General features: G+C 50.6%; 16 protein-coding genes. 9 read left to right on the forward strand and 7 right to left on the reverse strand.

All coding sequences use genetic code 11. The features are described from left to right. Positions 1-616, reverse strand: a 616-nt coding sequence (locus ACLUYS_RS03720) for a glycosyl hydrolase family 28-related protein (RefSeq protein WP_412659125.1), incomplete at its 3' end; no start/stop codon positions are given. Between the two features lie 536 nt (positions 617-1,152). Next, positions 1,153-4,179 carry an alpha-L-fucosidase gene (locus ACLUYS_RS03725; RefSeq protein WP_412659127.1) on the reverse strand — a complete coding sequence of 1,009 codons (3,027 nt, stop codon included), beginning with the start codon at positions 4,177-4,179 and terminating at the stop codon, positions 1,153-1,155. Between the two features lie 541 nt (positions 4,180-4,720). Between ACLUYS_RS03725 and ACLUYS_RS03730 the strand changes: the two genes are divergently transcribed. The 3 genes from ACLUYS_RS03730 (at position 4,721) to ACLUYS_RS03740 (ending at position 8,343) form a co-directional block, all read left to right on the forward strand. Further along, a complete protein-coding gene (locus ACLUYS_RS03730) occupies positions 4,721-5,074 on the forward strand; it encodes a FeoB-associated Cys-rich membrane protein (RefSeq protein ID WP_230267858.1) in 354 nt (117 codons plus the stop codon). A 146-nt stretch (positions 5,075-5,220) separates the two neighbouring features. Then, a complete protein-coding gene (locus ACLUYS_RS03735) occupies positions 5,221-6,498 on the forward strand; it encodes an aminopeptidase (protein WP_230267859.1) in 1,278 nt (425 codons plus the stop codon). A gap of 57 nt (positions 6,499-6,555) precedes the next feature. Beyond that, positions 6,556-8,343 carry a DUF2812 domain-containing protein gene (locus tag ACLUYS_RS03740; protein ID WP_412659128.1) on the forward strand — a complete coding sequence of 596 codons (1,788 nt, stop codon included), beginning with the start codon at positions 6,556-6,558 and terminating at the stop codon, positions 8,341-8,343. A gap of 168 nt (positions 8,344-8,511) precedes the next feature. Here the strand turns inward: ACLUYS_RS03740 and ACLUYS_RS03745 are convergent, their stop codons facing one another. Then, complete coding sequence (locus tag ACLUYS_RS03745; protein WP_412659129.1) at positions 8,512-9,033, reverse strand: C-GCAxxG-C-C family (seleno)protein; 522 nt, start codon at positions 9,031-9,033, stop codon at positions 8,512-8,514. Positions 9,034-9,256: 223 nt separating this feature from the next. Between ACLUYS_RS03745 and ACLUYS_RS03750 the strand changes: the two genes are divergently transcribed. Further along, complete coding sequence (locus ACLUYS_RS03750; protein ID WP_230267862.1) at positions 9,257-9,751, forward strand: hypothetical protein; 495 nt, start codon at positions 9,257-9,259, stop codon at positions 9,749-9,751. Between the two features lie 261 nt (positions 9,752-10,012). Here ACLUYS_RS03750 and ACLUYS_RS03755 read toward each other — a convergent pair whose 3' ends face one another. The 4 genes from ACLUYS_RS03755 to ACLUYS_RS03770 form a co-directional block, all read right to left on the reverse strand. Further along, the gene (locus tag ACLUYS_RS03755) at positions 10,013-10,525 is read right to left on the reverse strand and encodes a MarR family winged helix-turn-helix transcriptional regulator (protein WP_230267863.1); all 513 of its coding nucleotides are present in this window, start codon (positions 10,523-10,525) and stop codon (positions 10,013-10,015) included. 178 nt (positions 10,526-10,703) lie between these two features. Next, positions 10,704-11,258: an MATE family efflux transporter gene (locus tag ACLUYS_RS03760; protein WP_412659137.1), complete on the reverse strand. Its 555-nt coding sequence runs from the start codon at positions 11,256-11,258 to the stop codon at positions 10,704-10,706. Next, a complete protein-coding gene (locus ACLUYS_RS03765) occupies positions 11,258-12,106 on the reverse strand; it encodes an MATE family efflux transporter (RefSeq protein ID WP_412659130.1) in 849 nt (282 codons plus the stop codon). Before ACLUYS_RS03765 ends, ACLUYS_RS03760 begins: the two co-directional genes overlap by 1 nt. Before the next feature lie 262 nt (positions 12,107-12,368). Beyond that, positions 12,369-13,409, reverse strand: a complete 1,041-nt coding sequence (locus ACLUYS_RS03770; protein ID WP_412659132.1) for a 3-deoxy-7-phosphoheptulonate synthase — start codon at positions 13,407-13,409, stop codon at positions 12,369-12,371. A gap of 481 nt (positions 13,410-13,890) precedes the next feature. Between ACLUYS_RS03770 and ACLUYS_RS03775 the strand changes: the two genes are divergently transcribed. The 5 genes from ACLUYS_RS03775 to ACLUYS_RS03795 form a co-directional block, all read left to right on the forward strand. Then, positions 13,891-14,670: a hypothetical protein gene (locus ACLUYS_RS03775; protein WP_288339924.1), complete on the forward strand. Its 780-nt coding sequence runs from the start codon at positions 13,891-13,893 to the stop codon at positions 14,668-14,670. A gap of 194 nt (positions 14,671-14,864) precedes the next feature. Further along, a complete protein-coding gene (gene htpG, locus ACLUYS_RS03780; RefSeq protein WP_230267868.1) occupies positions 14,865-16,868 on the forward strand; it encodes a molecular chaperone HtpG in 2,004 nt (667 codons plus the stop codon). Positions 16,869-17,319: 451 nt separating this feature from the next. Continuing rightward, positions 17,320-17,997 (forward strand): queuosine precursor transporter, encoded by a 678-nt coding sequence (locus tag ACLUYS_RS03785; protein WP_230267869.1) that lies wholly within the window; start codon positions 17,320-17,322, stop codon positions 17,995-17,997. Positions 17,998-18,225: 228 nt separating this feature from the next. Beyond that, positions 18,226-19,497: a tRNA guanosine(34) transglycosylase Tgt gene (tgt, locus tag ACLUYS_RS03790; protein ID WP_230267870.1), complete on the forward strand. Its 1,272-nt coding sequence runs from the start codon at positions 18,226-18,228 to the stop codon at positions 19,495-19,497. Between the two features lie 451 nt (positions 19,498-19,948). Continuing rightward, positions 19,949-22,191: BspA family leucine-rich repeat surface protein (locus ACLUYS_RS03795; protein ID WP_412659133.1), on the forward strand; the 2,243-nt coding region annotated here is incomplete at its 3' end.

The following is a 22,191-nucleotide window of genomic DNA, read 5'->3' on the forward strand; positions in this document are numbered from 1 at the left end:
CTCTCGTCCAGCGGAACGTGGTTCCGTCGATCTGATACGGGAAGCACTTGGGAACGTAAAATTCCGTGACATCCTTGCCGTTTTCGCTGTACATGCGCGAAACGGTCATTTCGGATGTGGTTGGTACCGCAAAATCCCAGGAGAAGTCATGCAGGGTAATGTTTTTGGAATGAGTGACCGCAAGAGCCATCATGTTGCCGTGCATCATGAAAAGCGATCCGTTGCCCTCGAGAGTCAGATCCTGCTGATCTTCAATGAGAATGCCGATTGTCTTGGTCGGATAGTCGGTGGAACTCGTATTGGACGTGTGAATTTCACGTGTCGCCGCAAAGTCCCTGTAAATCTGGTATTCGCCCTTTTCAAAGGAAACCGTAACCGGCTTTCCGGACGTTTCCCGCAGTTCTTTTGCGGCGGCAAGTGCTTTTTGAATCGCCTGCGTCGAGTCTTTCGTACCGGTTGGATCCGCACCAAAATCGGAAGCGTGAATGACCTGCGCTTCATCGCTGTCGTTGGCGTAAAGCGGGAGGATCAGGCTTTCACTTAACGGCAGCACCGTACTGGCGGCTACAGAGCTCAATAACCCGAGCGAAAGCATCAGGCGTCCTGGTCGTTTCATAAGTTTTTCCTTTCTTTTCTTTGCAGGCAAAAAAACAGCCTGCTTTTTTCATTTTTTTCTCTTTTTTGCCGGCTGGATACAGCCGACGATCGTTTACGCTGATTTGCGCAGCGTCTGTATTTTGGCAGGCTAGACTGACTCTTGAAAAAGCAGAAAAGCCAGTGCAGCATCTGAATGTTCATTGAGCGTGAACGGTTTTTCCTTGAAACTATGGATATGTAGGCCCGAATGTGAACCGTGTCAAGCTGGGGAGAAGAGACTTTCTTTTTTGCCCGAAAAGAAGCCGCTTGTGCGGGGAAACAAACTGTATTTTCATACAAACGCTTACATTTCCTATTCATCTTCTATGGTTTTTGGCGGTTCGTCAAACCAATTTTTAAGACGAATGCTTAAAAAAGGCGAGTGCCGCCGATGCCCAAAAGAGAGCAGGAAAGAAAGAAAAGCGCCCGGAATTGGACGCTTTTCCAAGAGTTCAAAGGGGGATTTGTATCTCTGGATTTCCTGCAGGGCAGATCGGAAAGGCGATCGCCTGGAAATCAGTGCAGAGAGGCAAGAAGCGTTTCGTCGGGAAGCAGACGAACTTCAAGCCATGCCTGGTTGAGTGCTTTGGCGGCCTGATTAATTTCTTCCTGACTGTTCGGATTATCAAATACGGCTTCAGCGCTGGTCAGCTGGGCATTCAGTGCCTGCACGGCTTCGCCTTCGCCAAACGCGGATGTATCTTCCGGGATCGCGTCGATTGTGGTTTTCAGAACGGTTTTGTCGAGGAGGATCTCTGGCGCTGTGATATCGAATTTATCCATCTGCGGAGCCTTGTTTGGCCCAGCTGCAATTTTCAGAACGCCGGCGCCTGGTTTGAGGACGGTCAGCGTAAAGGTTTTCGTATGGGTCGCGCTTGGGCTATCCGCACCGGCCGTAACGGAACCGGATGCGATTTTTCCACTAGCTTCCGACCAGGCGATTGCGTTGGCGTTCGCGCCGGAACGATAGGAAAGCGTAAAGGTGTAGTCGCCCGTCTGCTCGGCCACGTACGGAATTTCGATGTAGTCGTTTTCGTTGCAGGAGTCGACGTATTTTCCGTTGCTTGCCCAGTCGGCCTGCGCAACGTTCAGCTTCCACTGCTCATCCGCTGCGCCGGTGTTGGTAAGAATGGCGTGTTCGGCTTCGAGCGTGGCCTGCTTGCCGTTGGTCGGGAAGACGAACGGATTGGCTTCGGTATAGTTTTCAAAGTTCGATTCGGTATCGAGAATGGTAATCGCGGCTTTGGAGTTGAAGCCGAGAATCATGTCGGGATCGGCACTCGTCAGTTCAACGCTGAACTGCAGGTTTCCGGTCTTATTCGTGTTGCGGCGGGTAACCACGGTAACGTTCTTTTCCATTTCATCCTGCGCAAAGTGCACCTGATGAATCAGTTCGGTGTTGAAGTCATCCTGGATGGCGGTACCCGGGTTTGGCGAGAAGGTCACATCGACTGGAGCCGTTCCGCCTGTGCGGACGAGCTTAACCTGAAGCGTTTCGTTTTCGCCCATCGTATAGGCAGCCTGTTCGATGCCGACCATGCCCTTGTTTTCGTTGTTGATCGAATAGAAGGCTTCGATGCCAGTCGCGCTCGTTTTCGGCGTGATTTTTACGGTGTGCGTGCCGGGTTCTAACGTATCGGTTTCAAAAAGAATCTGGCCGACTTTACGCGGAGACTTGGACATGTTGATCGTAACGGCGGGCTTTCCGTCTACTTCGACATCGGCGGTTCCATGTCCGGGATCGAGGGTGCCGACGATGCAGCTTTTGGTTCCGGTGAACGTCCAGGTCATTGTGGCGCCGCTGCCGGCGTTGACCCATTTGTTCGTGTTGTTCGTATACTGCATGCCGGTTTCGGCGTTCCAGCTGCCAGTAGTCGTTACGCTTGGGCTGGTGACATCCGTCACGATCATGCCGGTCGGAGCGCCTCCGTTTTTTTCCATGTCTTCGTTGAGCTTATAGGCACCGATTTCACTGAGAACCGGAGTTTTTCCATCGGGCGTCGAAACGGTGATTTTCAGTTTCTGCGTACGAAAGGGCGTGGAGCGGATCAGGCGTTTTGGACCGACGGTTACGCCGGATTCGAGCGTGTTCCAGTCACCGCTGGCGTTCTGGTATTCCACCTCATAGTGATTGATGCGCTGGCCGTACTGAATGGCTTCTTCCAGGCTGACGCAGTCCATCTCGCGGGTTTCGCCAAAATCGATCAGCAGGGTACCCGATGATGTACCGTCACAGGTCGACCAGACACTCTGATCGTCTTCATCGACAAGCAGATCCGGAGAATAGCTGGTCGAATTGCCGCGGACATTGTCGGCTTTTAACGTTACGCCCTCGGCCTGCATCAGGTTGTTGTCGAAGGAATCGCGGATCATCTGGCCAAATTCCAGCGTGCGCGCGTTAATGGCTTCATCGAGCGCGCCCTTGTCGTTCAACGGAATGTTCAGCAGCAGGGTAGCGCCATGACCGACGGAGCCGAAATACATATTGGAAAGATCGGCAAGGCTCTTTGGCGTTTTCTTGGAGTTGCCCCAGAACCAGCCGGAGGTAATGCGCGCGTCGGCTTCCGGAACGGCCCACTGGTTGCCGTTTTCAAAACCGAGAGAATAGCCGCCGCTCTTGTTGTCGCTCATCGTGTTGTGCTCGCGGTCGACATTGACTTTGGACCAGGTATCCTGGCCGGCGTAGCCGTTTTCGTTGCCGATCCAGCGTACGGTCGTATAGGATTCCGCCCCAAAGAGCATACAGTCGGCGTCAAAGCCGGCTTCCACGCCTTCGTTTTTCTGGATGGTCGCAAACCAGCGCTGAAAATCGTATTCCTGCGCGTTGGCGCCAGATCCTTTGGCGCCGTCCATCCACACTTCGACGAAGTGGCCGTTGTTTCCATATTTATCGCTGCCCAGAATTTCTTCGAGCTGATTGTTGTAGTAGTCGTTGTAGTCGAGGACGTCGTTTTCTTCCGTGGTCGGATTGCCGTTGGCGTCCTTATAGCCGTAGCTGGGATCGTGAATGTCCCATGGCGAGAGGTACAGACCCATATCGAGGTCGTATTTCGTGCAGGCAGCCGACAGGTCGGCGAGCACATCGCCCTGTCCGTTTTTGTAGCCGGCTGTCGCGCAGTTATAGGTTGAATAGGCGGTGTTCCAGATGCAGAAGCCGTCATGGTGCTTCGCGGTGACGATCAGCTTTTTAAAGCCGGCGTCCTTGAGCGTTTTTACAAAGTTATCCGCATCGACATCACGGTCCAGGCGGAAAATATCCGACGGCGCGCGATTGCCGTAGCTTTCGCCCCATTCAATTTCATTGAACGTATTGGGTCCAAAGTGGCAGAAGGCAGCCAGTTCATCTTTCTGATAGCGGAACTGGTTGGCGTTGGGGAGTACATCGTCTTTAGCGGGTGCAGCCGTTTCGGTATCGCTCAGATTTGCGGATCCGATCCAGGTTTCTTCATCGCCCGCAGCCAGCAGCTGGAAAGGGGAGCAGAGCAGACTGGCCGAGGAAGCCGCCGCAAGCATCCAGGCGGTACAGCGTTTCGAAAATTTCATAAGCATCATTCCTTTTTTCTCAGTCAGAGGGGAGTGTGCTTTCTCATTTGCCCGAAGGAAGAAGACCCGGCAAATGCGTGCCCGGCAGACCAAATGCTTCTTCGTGGAGAAAGCGCTTTCCAGTTTAAGCTTACCATCTGCCAGGAGCACGGTCTTTGTGAAAATATATCTTCTCTTTGTGATTTTAAGTCCTTTATAAAGCAATAAAACATGCGGAAATGATAATAAAAACAATGTACAAATTATTTTTCAGAAAACTCTTACATTTTTAAAAACTGTTTTCGAAAAACCGATTCTGAAATAATGAAGGAAAGAGATTTTATGCAACAGCCGCTCCCGCCCGGGCATCCAACCGAGGGAGACACGTCGTGACAGTATATATATGGATGAGAACTTCAAACGAAAAAGTGATTTTTAAAGAAAACGCCCAGATCTGGCTTTCGATGTCCAAGCCCGCCAGAAGGTATGTCTTACGGCAGGAGCAAGCACAGTTTCTGCGGCGAGTAATCCATACGACTGTATGCAGGCGAGGAGGAAGGGTATGAATTTTGCAGACTGGATTGTAATTCTGATTCTGGTCATTCTGGCGATTGCCGGATTCAGGAATGCAAAAAAAAGACCGGACTGTACTGGCGACTGCATGAACTGCAAATCGTCCTGCTCGCCGCACGACGAAAAAACGCCGGCTTTTGTGGACCGCTACTACAGGCGGCAGGCCGCAAAAGGAAAGAAAGCGGGACGATCGGATTCATATACAGATGCCCGGCTTTCAAATAAGCGGACTGTTTCCAGAGCGCAGGCTATGCAGGCGCTGGCCAAAGATTCCACCGAGAGCGAGAGCGCGCCTGAGGGCGCATCGAAGCCGGCAGGCGATTTGGACAGAAATCTGCAGTAAGTCAGTATCTGTCCGCATACGCCTCAAACCGAAAAGTTTCGAGACGACCCGGTTTCGGGTTCGAAGCCGGATCGGTAACGATGAGAAATAGAAATACGATACATATGGAAAATATGAAAGAAAAACACGGAAAAGGAGCAGGGGATATGAGTGATCCAAAAACGAAAACCAATCCAGGCAAACGGGAAGAGCAGCTGAACCGTCTGGCTAATGCCGCTGTGCATGCGGGCGTGAAAGTTCAGCCGGGACAGCTGGTCATCATCCGCGCGGAAACGGAAATGCGCGATCTGGTCCATGCCATCTCCCGAAAAGCCTGGAACGCCGGTGCCGGCGATGTTCAGGTGTTCTGGAGCGATGAAGAATTAAGCCGTCAGTTTTACACGCACGCCAAAGACGATGTTCTGGAAACCATTCCGGAATGGATGAGCGTTCGCTACGAAGAAGCGGCGCGAAAAGGTGCGTGCTTCATTGCGCTCGACGGCGATGATCCGGACGGATTCAAGGATGTAGATCCGCGCAAAATGACCCGCCGTTCGCTGGCGATGCGAAAGAAAACGCAGCTCTATCGTTCCGGCATTGACGAAGGAAAAATCGCCTGGACTGTTATTCCCTGCGCGACGAAAGCCTGGGCGAAAAAAGTCTATCCCGAATGCGACGAAGAAGAAGCGGTGAATCGTCTGTGGGACGATCTGATGTCCATTTGCCGGATTGAAGACGACGGACGCGAAGCGTGGGAAACCCATACAGCCAGTCTCGAGAGAAAAGCTGCGCGCCTTAACGAAAGAGGCTATAAAAAATTTCACTACACCTCTTCGAACGGGACCGATCTCTGGGTCGATCTGGTCGATGGCTCGATTTTTGTCGGCGGGGATACGAAACTCGCCAGCGGGCTGTCCATCAGCTGCAACATTCCGACTGAAGAAATCTTTTCGACCCCGCTGAAAACCGGCGTCAACGGTACGCTGGAAGCCGTGATGCCGCTCAACTGGAACGGCATGCGCATCGACGGTTTCGGCTTTACGTTTCAGGACGGCAAAGTTATCGATTTCCATGCCAGAGAAGGATACGAGAGTCTGAAAGCCCTGCTGGAAAGCGACCCGAACGGCAAATACTTAGGCGAAATCGCGATTGTCGATAAAACTTCGCCGATCCGTCAGAAAAACCGGATTTACTACAATACACTGCTCGATGAAAATGCCGCCTGCCATTTTGCCTTTGGTCAGTCGTACATGGAAACATTGCCCGCACTCGAGGGTGCATCTTGTGAAGAACTGGAAGCGCACGGCATGAATCAGTCGGATATTCACGTTGATTTCATGGTCGGAGCCGAAGATCTGCACATTACCGGGGTACGCGCGGATGGAACAGAAGAGGATGTGTTTGTCAACGGCCGCTTTTCGCCGTCGTTTGACCGTATTGCTTAATTATGGTTAGAATGGAACGAAAGGCTCAGGGTTCATCCTGAGAACAAGGTGATGAGCATGTCCGAAGAACAGAACAAAATCGAAGAAACCGTTTCTGAATCCGCAGCTGCAGAAAACGCAGAACCCTCCACTTTGCAGGATGAAAACACGACGGCTTCCTCGAATACGGCATCACAGCCGGAAGAATTTGTCATTCATTCCACAATCGTAAAAGAAACCGCTATGGAAGAAGAGCCGGCCGAATCCGCCAAAGAAACGGAAAAGAACGCGGCGCCGGAAGACGATGGGATTTTTTCCGATCTGCTTCGCGATGCCCCGATTTCTTCTTTGAATATTGAAGAACCTGAATTTGGAACGTTCGATGTCAACGCGGCTTTAGAAGAAGCGCGTACGATTACGAAAAAGCCAAAGAAAAAAGGCAGCCGCTTAGGCAAGCGTCTGCGCCAGACGTTTGGGGCCTCCAAACCGGAAGATGAAAGTACCCCGAAGGAAAAACCGGAAGAAAAGCCAGCGGAAGAAGCCAAACCAAAAATCGAAGAAACACCCGCTGAAACGCCGGTAAAAGAAGAAATTTTACCGATGTTCATGCCGGAATCTTCTTCGCGCAAGGAAAGCACGGCTGCAGCCCGTCAGGCGAGCACCGAAAGCTTTTATTCGAATCTCGAAAGCATGGAAGATCTGATTTCAAACGATCCCCATAAAGCCAAGCCGGGCGACGGACTGAATCCGGAAGTGGAAAAAGAGCTTAGCTTTGAAGAACTCGTCAATTCCAATGAGCTGTTTGGCAATGAGAAAAAGCCGACCAGCTTCAGTGAACTGCTCCATTCCGGCTTTGGACAGCCGGAAACGGAAATCGCGGAAGAAGACATTCTGGTTCATACCGAAAAGGATAAAAACAGCGAAGCCGAACTCGCAAAAACCGCCGCTGCCGATCCTGCGGATGCGCCGGTTGTGATCGGCCGTACCCACTCCATGCCTTCCCTGACCGATCAGGTCCGGGAGATGGAAGAGCAGAAAAAGGCGGAAAAAGAGCGAAAAGCCAAAGAACGTGCTGCCGCAGCCGCCAAACGGGAAGCCGAGCGCAAGCGTAAAGAGGAAGAAGACAACGCTGTTTACGATCCAAAGGCATCGCTAGTCGATGACTACCGCTACGACGAATACCTCGATAAGAAGCGCTTCCTGCTTTCCGACTACAAGAAAACCGAAGAATACCTCAACACCCAGTCCCGTCAGGGCTTCCACTACGTTCACCATGAAGGCAAGAAGTTCTACTTTATCAAAGGCAAACCGCACGATTTCTATTACAAGATTCTCTACTTTGCCAAGGAACCTTCCGATGAATACTGGGATTCTCTGGAAGAAGAAGGCTGGAAAGAAATCGATACGTCTCCAAGCCGCAACAAGCGCGACGCGGGCTGGTACGTTGTCCGCAATGAACGCAAGGACGGCAACCTGACAAAAGTCATTGAAAACGAAGCCGAGAAATATCGCTATTTCACGAAATTTTCCTCGTCCTGCCGCTCGACTATGTTCCTGCTCTTTGTGGTTATGGTCTGCTCGGCGGTATCCCTGTTCTTCCAGTGGTGGTTCAAGGGATTCAAGGCCGTCATGATCGCTTCGGCGGTCCTGTTTGTCATCGCGCTCTGGGTATTCCTGGTGTATGCACGACTTCTCAATAAGTCGCGCAAACAGGCATCCCTGCTGGCCGCAAGACTGCGTCTGGCGGAAAACGATCCAAAGTATAAAGCCATGCTTCATGCCAAGGATACCGACGAAGAACTCGAAGAAGCCTGGGATGCCATCGACGCCAGAGAAGACGACGAAGACGATGAGGATGACAAGTAATCCAAATTGGATGTATTAAATTCGACAATTAACACAAAAGACCTCTTTTCTGCTTACGTGTCTGCGCACGTGAGCGAAAGAGGTCTTTTTCAGTACTGGGCAGTCGCAGATCCTTTCTTTATTGCGGATCGCGTTTCGATTCGGACAGAGGAAAGGGAACGCAGCGGGCTATTCGCTTTTCAGTTCGGCCGGCAGCTGCAGAACGCCTTTTTCCTGAAGCTCGGCAACCGTCTGTTCCATGACCTGAGCGGCCAGAGTCACCGTCTTGAGACAGCGCTCTTCTTTGGAATGATGAAGCATTTTGCATTTGGCACACTGCGTATCGCCGACATGATTTTTAAAGTTTCGAACGAGGGCTGCCTGACTGGCGCGCAGCGGTTCGCAAAGATGCGCCTTGTCTTCAACGAGAAGGCAGGAAAGCGCGGCGTTGCAGGCGCACAGCGCGCCGCATACGTTGCCGGTATACAGACCGGAACCAAAGCCGGACATGAGAATGGATGCCTGCTTTCTGGGCAGACCAAGCTGGTAAACTTCATCGCAGGCCAGAATCAGCGTTTCGGCACAGTTGGTGTTTTCGCAGAGATAAATGCGGCGAACGGTTTCTTCAAGGGAGGGTAATGACATATGCAATATGCCGCACGCAGACGCAAATGCGGCTTTTCCTTTCTTTTTCACATCGCGTTTTTTCATCGACATTCCTCTGAAAAACTCTTCAGGAAAGCCGAGAATGCAAATTTTCTGGTTTGCCAGGCGATGTATTGGAAGTATACCGGATTCAGGTGCTTTTTGATCCAATCCTGTCCATATGGACGCAAATTCGTCCGGTTTCTTTGCGCCGGATGCTTTAGCCGTTAGAATCACTGAAGTGTTCCTTTCGGATGCAGAGATGAGGAACAGAGAAAAGAGGGGAAGTATGAATTCAAAACCGATGAAGGAAGAAATGGACAGTCTTGCGGGGGAACTTCTTGATCAGGAAGTTCTGATGGTCCTGCCAAAGCGGGTCATCCATCAGGAAAGCCCGCTTCCTGATGACTGGAATGTGGACTGGATCGATCAAAGCGCGATCCTGAAAAACGGAGAAGAAATCATCGCCGAAGCCCGGCTGACGGACGCCGATGACTTTGGCTTTCTGCGCCCGGCGATCTGCTTTGAAATGAGCGGGGAAAAAGAAGACGTGATGAAGGCGTTCGAATCGCTGATCAGCCGGCTTGCACTCGACTATGAGAAAACGCCATCCCGCAATCCGCTTTACATTAAGCTGAGTGCCCAGGATCTGGAACTGATCGCGAAGGCGAGCCGGATGGGCTTTATTTCCTATTTTGGGGAGTGGAAACAGGCCGATCCGGATGAATCGGAAGCGCTGTGGATCCAGATCACCGAAGATCTGCGCCGCCGTTTTCCTGGATAATCCCAAATCGACGCAGAAAGAAATGGACGCTGTCTTTGTCTGCCCAGACAAGAGCAGCTTTTTTTCTGCGCGAACGATTTGAGGAGAGTCGGTGAAAAGTACCAGACAGAAAGAAACCCGGCACCTTCAGGAAGCTGCCGGGTCTGTATTGGTTCTGTAAAGGAAAAACAAACGAGCTAAGCCCGAAAAGTACAGGCTGCGCACAGATTGAACAAAGAAATGTCCGATACTGGGGCGTCCCCAAGATGGAATGCGGAACAATTATTCGTCCGAATCGGACTTGATCGTATCCAGAAGACGTTTCATTTCGCTCTGGAAAGTAAGGGTATAGGCATGAATCGAATCGAGCATGGCTCTGGCCTGCTCTGGATCGAGCGAGGCAAAGGCATTGGTCTCCGCCTGATGAATGCCTGCCAGTACCGGATGGAATTTTTTCCGGCCCGCTTGAGTCAGTTTGACGCCTTTGGCTTTCTGGGAGCCGGGAATCGGTACGAAGTCAATCCATCCTTTTCGGTTCATTTTGGACAGCGCGGAATTCAGAGTCTGGACCGGGATGTGAATGCGTCTGGCGATGTCGGCCTGACATAAAGGAGGATCGGCATCGAACACCTCGAGCAGAACCCACAGCTCATTTTCCGTAATCTGAAGCGTTTTGGCAGCCGTAAGGTACGTAGCCCAGTTGTCCGATTCAAGATCGACAAGTTCGTTATACAGCTCCGGCGCACAGCGTCCGTTTTTCGCTGGGATACTGCTGCGCTTTTTCGTATCATCCATGACTCATTTCCTCGCTTAGGACCAGATTTGGCAGTTACATTCGATGCCGTCTTCCGGATCAGGCAGGAAGCGGAATTTTTCAAACTTCGATTGTCTGGCATCATATCGGTCTGGTCTTCTTCCAGTTTACCATTGTCGCGGGAGCCCAAAACGAGCGGCGTCTCCAGCCGGATGCGTTTTAGATCGCATGGGCGTTGGGCTCCATCGGGCCGGATTTCTGTTCATGCGAGAAATAGCCGTATTTCTTACGGCAAAGGCAGAGCAGAAGAAATGCGGTAAGCATCGCCATGGCTTCGGCACACGGCATGGAAAACCAGATGCCGTCGACACCCCAGACGGCTGTGAAAATCAGAATGAAACCGACCTGGAACACCAGCGAGCGTACGACGGAAATGATGGCCGAAACCGGACCGTCATTGAGCGCGGTAAAGAAGCCGGATCCAAAAATCGAAAAGCTGGAAAACAGGAACACAGGCGAGAAGATGTTAAACGCCTGAATCGTAAGGGCCATCAGTTCGGGATCGTAACCCGCAAAAAGACGGGCAAGCGGGGCAGCCAGCAGTTCGGTGGAAAGAAACATGCCCACAGATCCCACGGCCACAATCCACAGCGATTTACGGGTAAGGCTGGCGAGCTCCTGCTTATCGCCCCCTCCATACTGACAGGAGACGAGCGGCGCGCAGCCGACGGTATAGCCCATGGAAACGGCCATGAAAATCATCGATACGTACATCACGTTCCATACACCGCTACGCCGTCTTCACCGGCAAACCGCATAAGCTGATAGTTGTACAAAATGGAAATCAGAGAAGACGCGCAATTGGAAAACAGCTCGGAAATTCCATTCAAAGCCGCCTGTCCAAATTCCTTAAGGCGAATGCGGCTGGCCGTAAAGTAAAGAACTTTGTCCTCTTTCAAACGAAACGGTTTTTTCGCGGGAGAAAGAAAGCAGAGGATTGAAAGCGCAGCGCAGAGCAGCTGTCCAAGGGCAGTGGCGATCGCTGCACCAGGAGCACCCCAGCCCAGAACGCCCACAAAAAGAACGTCCTGCACAATGTTGAGCATGCCTCCCGCAAACGTGACCGCGAATCCGGCCTGCGGAATTCCGGCGGTTACGAAGATGCTCTGAAAGTACATCTGAATTATGTAGAGCGGAAGAGAAAGCTGAAGAATGGATCCGTACTGCAAAGCGTAAGGCATCATCTGTTCGCTGCAGTCCATCCATTCCAGCAATGGCCGCAAAAAGACCAAGCCAAGAACGGACAGGATCATTCCGAGAATCACCGTGGCTGTGAGCAGACTCGTCATCTGCTTTCTGGCTTTTTGGGGATTCTGTTCGCCGAGCGTCTTGCCGACCAGGGCGGAAGAACCGGCGCCCATCATAAAGTCGAAACTGGCGAGAATCATGAGAACCGGCATGATGAAATTGACTGCCGCAAAAGCGGTTTTGCCGGCAACGCTGGATAGGAAATAGCCGTCTACGACGCCATAGATCGATGTGAAAACCATGACAAGAATCGTGGGAAGCGTGAAGCGCAGCAGCTTTGGAATCGAATAGTGCTGCGCAAGCGTGTTCGTCATATAAACCTCCTAAAATTTATCCGAAATCGGACAAAATAGAATATATCCGATATCGGATAAAATGTTAAGGCAGAGGGATCTTCCAAAATTTCACATAGTCTTTCTGAAGCGCGAAAATCCGCTGCGGCAGGTGAAGACAGCGTTTCTTTGCTTCTGCGTTTATTCGATCTGCTCAATCAGGCGAAGACGAAAAAACGCCGGAAATTGGCAAATTTCCGGCGCGATTTTTGTTTGGCAGGCAGAATGCCTGGAAAACATCGGCTTAGTATTCTTTGGTTTTGGCGTAAATATCGAGGATCAGACGCTTTGTATCTTCCCAGCCCAGGCACGGGTCGGTAATGCTCTGACCGCGCACATAGTTTTCGCAGATGTCCTGACGGCCTTCAATGAGATAGGATTCGATCATGACGCCTTTAACAAGCTTGCGGATTTCTGGATGATACTTGCGGTTGTGCATGACGTCCATGACGATGCGGATCTGCTCCTTGTATTTCTTATCGGAGTTGGAATGGTTCGCGTCCACGATGACCGCCGGGTTGGCGAGACCGGCTTTCTTGTACAGATCGCTGACGATTTTCAGGTCTTCGTAATGGTAGTTCGGGATGGTCTTGCCGTACTTGTCGACGCCGCCGCGCAAAATGACGTGGGCGAGGGGATTGCCGTCGGTCTGTACGTCATAGCCGCGGTAAATGAAGCAATGAGGATGCTGGGCAGCCGTGACGGAGTTCATCATGACGGAAAAGTCGCCGGATGTCGGGTTTTTCATACCGACCGGAATGTCGATGCCGCTGGCGACGAGACGATGCTGCTGGTTTTCGACCGAACGGGCACCGACCGCTTCGTAGGACAGAATATCGTCCAGAAAGGAACGGTTTTCCGGGTACAGCATTTCATCCGCTGTGGAAAGGCCGGTTTCTTCAATGACACGCAGATGCATGCGGCGAATGGCTTTCAGACCTTCAAGCAGGTCGGGCTGTGCGTTTGGATCCGGCTGGTGGAGCATGCCTTTATAGCCGTCTCCAGTCGTTCTTGGCTTATTGGTGTAGACACGCGGAATGATCATCAGACGGTCTTTAACAATTTCGTTCAGACCGGCGAGCTTGTGGCAGTATTCGAGAACGCTGTCTTCATTATCCGCGGAGCAGGGACCGACGATGACGATAAAGCGATCGTCCTTGCCGGTGAAAATGTCCGCAATTTCCTTATCTCTCTGGGCTTTGATGGCTTTGGCTTTGTCCGACATCGGGATTTCTTCTTTGAGAAGGTCGGGATCGGGCAGCTGATGATTAATATGAATCGACATACGTATTGATTTCCTCTTTCAATTTGTTACATAAAATTTCATTCGGTTTTCAGTATAGCATTGCACGCCGTAATGAAAAGGAAAGCGTAAAACTCCCAAAGGAGTGCACGAAAAAACGTCAGAAAATCGACGAGGAATCCCTGATCCTGTCCGACATCGCCCCCGCATGCAAGATCGAAATGTTACGGACAGAGCTATGTATAGATCCAGCTTTCTGTATAAAACAGAAGGCGGCAAACGGCGAAGTCAAAGCGAATAATGAAATCCCGCTCTTTCTTACAGGATCACCCGTCAAAAATCGAATCCTTTTCATGCTTTCAGAGAACGGCCGGACGGGTCAAATGAGATGCCCAGAGCCGGCCGATTCGGACAAAATCGTATCAAAGAAAGGATTTGCATAACTTGGTATGGATTAAGGGGATGTTTAAAAATGGATTCTTTTTCTGTATCATAGACAAATAGATATGAGGTGAATTTGATTATGAAAACCTACGAAGTTCGACTGGGTTCGAGCGAAGGAGAAAGCACAGCTCCTTTTAACGGCAAGTCCTTTCGCAAACTGAGCGACGCATCGGCACAGATGAAGCGAATTGTCGCAATGCTTCAGGACGACAACAGCCTGATTTCCGACGATCTCGGAATCTGGATTATTCGAAAAAACGCCCGCAAAAATGAGCCGGGAACGCAAACGGAACTGGTTCAGATGCTCTGCGGACTGGATGAAGATACCAACGAATTCTGCTACGAAGGCATTTATCATTTGACAGCCTGCACCGATTTTGAACGCATGATTCTGATCGGCGAAAAGAAAGGCAGCTGGCTGGGCGACTACAGCGTGCAGATCGCTTCCCAGGGCGTAAGCGAAGTCTGCTTCTTCTCGGATCTGGAAATGATTCTGGAATCCGTTAAGGATCTCAAAGGTACGCCGGACCAGATTCGCAACCGCCTGCTGACGATCTACCGTCGTGTCAACGACAAGGAAGCCGAGCCGATTGCGCTGTTCCTCTACACGCTTAAGGACGGCGAGCTCGTTCTGCAGAGCCGCGTGAACGTCGCCGGTGAAGATCGCGACTTTGAAATGCTCGATCAGTTCATTTTGAGCGAGCAGAATCTGCCGGTTGTAGATGCCGAAAACGAAACGGCCGAAGAAGCTGCAGAAAAAGCGGAAGAAGCTGCCTTGAAAGAGGAAGCAGAAGAGGCAGAAGAAGCAGCAGAAGAAACCAAAGAAGAAATGATCGAAGCGGTTTCGGCTCAAGCGTAATTCTCTTCCAGTACAAAATCATTATTATTCAGGCAAAAAAGTCGGTGAAAGCCGGCTTTTTCTGTTGGAATAAATCCGTTGGAAAAGCACGGTATTGAGCTTGCAAACGAAAGTATAGAGAACTATACTGTTAGCAAGCTTAGAGATTAAGTGCTAATTCGCGTATACGCGCGAGTTCGATTATGGAGGTCTGAATGTCTGAACGAAAAGAATTCAAGGCGGAATCGCGCCGCCTGCTTGATCTGATGATCAATTCCATTTACACGCACAAGGAAATCTTTCTGCGTGAGCTGATTTCGAATGCGTCCGATGCACTCGATAAATACTATCTGGATTCGCTGAAAAACCATAAGATTCCAGAAAAACTGGCGATCCGCATCGATTTTGATGAAAACGCAAGAATGCTCACGATTTCCGATAACGGAATCGGCATGACCAAAGAAGAACTCGAAGACAATCTGGGTACCATCGCTAAATCCGGCTCGCTTGCCTTCAAGGAAGAGCTCAAGAAGGAAAAGGAAGCCGGTGAAAACCCGGAAGCCAGCAGTGACTCCGAAGCGGCAGCCAATTCCGATGTCGACATCATCGGTCAGTTTGGCGTCGGCTTCTATTCCGCATTCATGGTTGCGTCCAAAGTCACCGTCGTTTCGAAGGCGCTCGGCAGCGATCAGGCCTGGAAGTGGGAATCCGATGGAACCGACGGCTATACGATTGAAGAAGCCGAACGGGACGATCATGGTACAACCATCACCCTGCTTCTGAAAGAAGATGACGAAAACGAGAAATACTCCGAATATCTGAATTCCTGGAAACTGGAGATGCTCGTTAAGAAATATTCCGACTATATCCGCTATCCAATTGAAATGGATATCACGACGCAGAAACCGGTAAAACCGGATGAAGAAGCGAAGGAAGCGGAAGAGCTGGCAGAACCGAAATTCGAAACGGTTACCGAGACACGCACCCTGAACTCCATGATTCCGCTCTGGAAAAAACAGAAATCGGAAATCACGCAGGAAGAATTCGATCAGTTCTATCAGGATCATTTCAACAACTACACCAAACCGCTCGATACGATCTTCTTCAATATTGACGGTTCGATTTCCTTTACCGCGCTGCTGTACGTACCGTCCAAGCGTCCGGAAAACTTCTACTCCAGCACTTTTAAACCGGGTCTGGAACTGTATTCGCGCGGCGTACTGATTGAAAGCCACTGCGAGAGCCTGCTCCCGGATTACCTGCGCTTCATGCAGGGTCTGGTCGATTCGCAGGATCTGTCGCTGAACATTTCGCGTGAAATGCTTCAGCACGATCATCAGCTGCGCTTCATCCGCAAGCAGACCGAACGTAAAGTTCTTTCCGCTCTGGCAAGCATGCAGGAGAAGAAACCGGAAGACTATCTGAGCTTCTGGAAAAACTTCGGAATCAGCCTGAAGATCGGCATTTACAACTCGCAGGGCGCTGACACCAGCAAGCTGGAAAACCTGCTCATGTATCCGACCAGCGATGACGGCAAGTACAAATCGCTCAAGGAATTTGTCGCTTCCATGCCGGAAGAAGATAAGGACATTTACTATCTGTCTGGAACGAACATCGATACGCTGAACAAGCTGCCGGCAGCGGCCAAGCTGAAAGCCAAAGGCTATCCGGTTCTGTATCTGACCGATGAAGTCGATGAGTTCATCATCCAGATGATCAGCCAGTACGACGGCCACAGCTTCAAGAACGCCGCTCAGGGCGATCTCGATCTCGATACCGAAGAAGAAAAAGAAGCTCTGAAGACTCAGAACGAAGAAAACAAGGACCTGCTGACGTACATGAAGGACGTACTGCCTGAAGTCAGCGAAGTCCGTCTGTCCAACCGTCTGGTCGATGATCCGGTTATGCTCGTTGCCGGCGACGGCCTCTCCTTTGAAATGGAGCACATCTTTGATGTCTTTGCCAAACAGGCTGGCGAAGACACTAACCCGGGTCTGCAGGCTTCCCGTATTCTGGAAATCAATCCGAACAACCCGATCTGGAACGTCCTGCGTACAGAGTATGTAACCGATAAGGACAAGGTTAAGGAAATCGCGCAGATCCTCTACGATCAGGCGTGCCTGATTCAGGGCTTTGCCATTAAGGATCCAGTCGAATACTCCCGCAAGGTCGCTTCGCTGCTGTCGACAATGGCGACTGCCGATGCGAAAAAGGACTAAAGGGCTGAATTGAGAATTCGATGATTCTCGTTTAACCAGACAACCCAGTTTCGTCTTTGAATCCTGATTTAAAAAATCCAGCATCATCAAAACCGATTTGAATCTCTGCGCAGACGCAGAACCAGAACAGCTCTGGTCAGGCGTCTGCGTTTTTATATGGCAATTTTTGCCGCGCCTTTTGCTGCCTTCCAGGCCGCTTCCAGACGATCGGAATGGCTTCGTCTTTTTGAACAGAACCCCGTTTTTATATCCGTGTCATTCTGGAGTATGGATCAGAGCAGGAAAAAGCAGAAAAATGTATACTTTCAAAGGCCGCACCTTCTTGGAAAGGTTCGTTCGCATTTTGTATTTCTCTGTCCCAGAAATCGGATAGGAACGCTGGCAATACTGGTTTCCCCGTCGATCCAGCCAGTGCAGGCGGCCTGCCCAGGAAAAGAAGGATTGATTAAACATGAATCAGAAACAACCTAAACAGGCACAGGAAACCTTCAGCTCGAAAAAGTTCAAGCTGATGATTTACATGACCGCGCTGAGTGCCGGCGCCCTGCTGATCTCCAATCTGGCAGCGGTAAAGCTCTGGAATATGGGCGGAATCGCCGTCGATGGCGGTCTCGTTCTCTTCCCGCTGACGTATATACTCAGCGACCTGATTGTAGAACTGTACGGAAAAGACCGTTCCCGCAGCGTAATCTATGCAGGCTTTCTCGTCAACGTGATTGCGGCACTCGTCTTTTATGTCGTAATCGCACTGCCGCCGTATCCCGGCTGGGATATGCAGGAAGCGTATGCGATGGTGCTTGGTTTTTCGCCCCGCATTATTCTGGGAAGTCTTAGCGGCTATCTGACCAGCAGTCTTCTCAACAACTATCTCTTCGAAAAAATGCGCGCGTCCTCCGGAATCTTTGCCCGAAGCTTTATCGCGCGTGCGCTGACCTCTTCGGTTTTTGCGCATATTCTCGATACGATCGTATTCGAAACGATCGCTTTTCTCGGCGTTCTCTCCTTCCAGGAATTTCTGATGCAGGCTCTGTTTGCCTATATTCTCGGAATGGGACTGGAGTTCGTTCTCTCGCCCGTCGAAATCGCCATTGAAAAAGCGCTGAAAAAATGGCTGAATGAAAAGCAGTAAACCGTTCGAAAACGTACCGGAAAATTCGCATCTCCGATCGAAACAAGAGACGAAGCCCTTCTTCCAAAACGCATGAACCGGATGGAAACATCGAGACTTTCGTCCCAAGCAAGGCTTTAAACGAAAAAAACAGTCCAGAAGATGCAGTCTTTCTGGACGTATCGTGAATACACAGAAAGGCAGGTTATGAATATGGATCAGACATCCGTTTCTTCTGCAGAAGACAGAATGGAAACAAAAGATACGACCCAGCAAAGCTTTCCCAATCGCTTTTCCTTTGAAATCCTGGAGAGAATTCCAGGCCATCTGGGTCGCGCAGGAATTATTCACACGCCGCACGGGGATATTCATACACCTGCATTCATGTGTGTTGGAACCCATGGCGAAGTTCGTTACGTCAGCATGGAGCAGCTGAAGGAAATCTGCGCGCAGGCGATGCTCTCCAACGGCTACCATCTGCGCGGCCGTTCGCAGGAAATCGCAGATGCCGGCGGTCTGGCGAAGTGGTCCGGCTGGAACAGTCCGACGCTGACGGACTCCGGCGGCTTTCAGGTCATGTCGCTTGGAAGCGGCATCGGCAAAGTCGTCAGCATGGACCGGGAAAAGGAAGTCGTCAACGCGCCGAAAAAGGAGCGTCTGGCTATTGTCATGGAAGACGGCATTCAGTTCCACGATCCATTCACCGATCAGGATGACTTTATCGGTCCGAAAGAATCCATGGAAATTCAGTGCCGGATCGGTGCGGACATTCATATGGCGTTTGATGAACTGACGTCTCTGGCCGATACGTATGAATACAATAAGGAAGCGCTGGAGCGTACGGAACGCTGGGCGCAGATTTCTCTCGATGTCCATAAGCAGCACCGCGACGATCTCGGCTATCGCCAGTCGCTTTACGGCGTACTGCAGGGCGGTCGCTGGGAAGATTTGCGCCGCTCGACCGCGAAAAAGCTTGGTCAGATGGACTTCGATGGATATGGCCTTGGCGGCGCGTTTCTCAAGAGCGATCTTGGAGAAATTCTGAAATGGTGCAACGAAGAACTGCCGGAAGGTAAGCCTCGCCATCTGCTTGGCCTATCCCGGCCGGATGACATTCTCATCGGTTCGGAAAACGGAGCCGACACCTTTGACTGTGTCGCCCCCACCCGCGAAGCGCGTCATGGCCGCCTGTATACGAAGTACGGCTACATCAATATCGAAAAGTACGCAGGAAGTCTCGACGTCATCGATGAACACTGCGACTGCCCGGTATGCCAGGCCGGCTATACCCGTGATGAACTGCGCGCGCTTCTCAAAAGTCAGGATCCAGAAGACCGGGAGAAGTACTTCACACTGGCCAGCATCCATAACCTGCGTTTTACGATCCGCCTGACGGAAGAAATTCGACAGGCTATTCTGGACGGCCGCTTTGAAGAATACAAGCAGCAGTTCATGAAAGACTATTACGGCTTCTCGCCAAAAGGCGCAGCCAACGAGAAGAAAAATACGAATAAACAATAAATTCAGAATCCGGTAAACACTTTGCAGACGGTGAACCGGAATACGAACAGAAATGATTTACGAGCAGAACGTACCGTCCAATTCGTCCGTTGCGCGGATTACTAAGGGCACAGTTCTGCTCGTTTTTTCATGTCTTACAGAAACGGGGAAAGTACAGAAAATGTGTACGTATTGCTCCGTTTTAATACAGACAAATATGGTATACGACTAGATTTTTAAATAAAACAGAGGATTGAAAAAGTAACAGAAAATGAAACAAAACTGTAATTAAAAAATACAGGGAAAAACGACATTTTCATGTTGATTTTCCCCACTTTGGGAAAGTGGTTCCATATAGCTCCTACACTGAAAACAGAAAGGTGCAGGTTCGAGTCAGCTGGTCAGATCGGGCAGTCTGATCATTCGGGTCATTCTCGAACTTCGCACATTCGCTTTGCACGAAGGAGTATGTATGAAAACAAAGCAATCAATGAAGAAGCTGCTGTCGCTGGCTTTATGCCTGAGCGCGCCGGTTTCGATGATGATCTCCATGCCGCAGACCGTTCTGGCACAGGAAGCGACGACCGCGCCGCAGGAACTGCCAGATGTCTCGGATAAGAAAGAAAATGGAACCTGGGGAACAGTAAAATACTATCTTCTGGATGACGGAACCCTGTATTTTGGACCTGGTCAGACAGCCACCACCCCAAAGAAATTTTATCTGGCAAGCTATGTTACACGCATCGTCTGCCATCCCGATTTTGATTCCAGTCCGCTGACTTCCATGTATGAGATGTTTTATAACTATACAAAACTTGAAGACATTTCCGGACTGGCAGAATGGGATATCAGTAATGTAACTACCATGTACGGTGCTTTTGCGAATACAAAAATTAAAAATACCGATGCGCTTTCCTCCTGGGAATCTTCTAAACTAGGGGGACTGAACAGTACGTTTTCCGGCTGTACGGAACTCACCGATTTAAGCGGACTGGCTAATCTTGGAAAAAGCGGCTCCATTCGCGACATGAACGGCGCTTTCCTTGGCTGCACAAGTCTGGAATCTCTGCATGGACTGGAAGACTGGTTTTCCGCGGAAGAATCCAGTCTGGATTCCATGTCCTCAACGTTTGAAGGGTGCACGAAGCTGAGCGATGTATCTGCTCTGTCCGGATGGAACACCATGAACGCGACCAACCTCTGCCAGACGTTTAACAGCTGTCCGATTTCCGATCTTTCGGTCTTTTCCAACTGGAACGTTTCGAAAGTCAGCGGCTTTGCGGGAACGTTTACCGGAAATACTGCTCTTACATCCCTGAAGGGACTGGAAAACTGGAATACAGCCAGCGCCAGTTCCTATGCGCAGATGTTTGAAAACTGCACAAATCTGAAAGATGCGAATGCGATGAGCCACTGGAAAACCGAAAAATGGTTCAGTGCGGACAATATTCTAAACAATACTGCTGTCACTCATCTGGATTTATCGGGCTGGAATACCGCACAGATGTTTTTCAGTGATACATCGAGTTATTTGTTCTCCAATCCGCTTACCGCAATCCGACTTTCTGCAGATTACCTGAGCATGATCCGCCCGAATAAGCAGGCGCTTGTCAAATCGAAAAACAGCGACGCCTACGGGGATTCCTGGGTCAGCCAGAACCTGCACGGACCGTATACGTCCGCAGAACTGACTGATGGAACAGTTACATGGACCGAAGACATGGATGGCTGGTGGGGACGAGCCAAAACGGCGACTCTCGTCGACGAAGCGCATGGTTTGACCAAAACGATTTCTCTTCCCGCCGATCTGGAAGTCAGCCTTCCGCTTGGAACGGGCGCCTTTGACGGGAGCCCATTCCATGCCAGAGTCATCGGGTGGAAAAAAGCCAATAGTGAAGAAACCATCACGAAATATACAGCTGGACTGAGCGAAGAAAATATTGAACTCAACCCGGTATGGGAATTCGAGCTGCATGCGAACACCTGGACGTTTGATGCCAACGGCGGTACTGGAACGATGGATTCCATTGAGGTGAGCGTACCTTCGGATACGTCCGCTCGCGTTCCAGATTGCTCGTTTACCCGCGAAGGCTACACGTTTACCGGCTGGAATACAAAAGCCGACGGCAGCGGTGATAATATCGCGGTTGGCGATACGATTGACGTGGATTACTCCATTGACCAGTTCACCGTATACGCACAATGGAAGAAAATTCCTTCGCATCAGGTTGCCTTTGAAGCCAATGGCGGCACAGGCGATATGGAGACGCTGATCTGGAATGGTGAAGAAGATCACGCTTTGCCAAAAAATGGCTTTACCCGAACGGATTATGAATTCACGGGCTGGAATACGAAAGCTGACGGTACGGGTATTACCTACGCGGATGAAGCGCAGCTGAGCGGCGGTGAAGAAGACTCTGAACTTACGTTATATGCTCAATGGAAAAAGATACCGTCTCATATGGTAACCTTCGCTGCAAATGGCGGAACCGGCACTATGGAACCTCTGCTCTGGAAAGGAGAAGAGGGAAATAAACTGCCCAAAAATACCTTTACCCGATTCGACTGGATCTTTACCGGCTGGAATACAAAGGCCGATGGTACTGGTACCGCTTATGCCGATGAAGCCCAGCTGACCGGCGGCGAAGACGATACGGAAATCACGCTGTATGCCCAATGGAAGGCTGTCCTGCATTACGATCTTCTCGATCAGGC

The organism is Allobaculum sp. (assembly GCF_047010065.1).
GTDB lineage: Bacteria > Bacillota_I > Bacilli_A > Erysipelotrichales > Erysipelotrichaceae > Allobaculum > Allobaculum fili.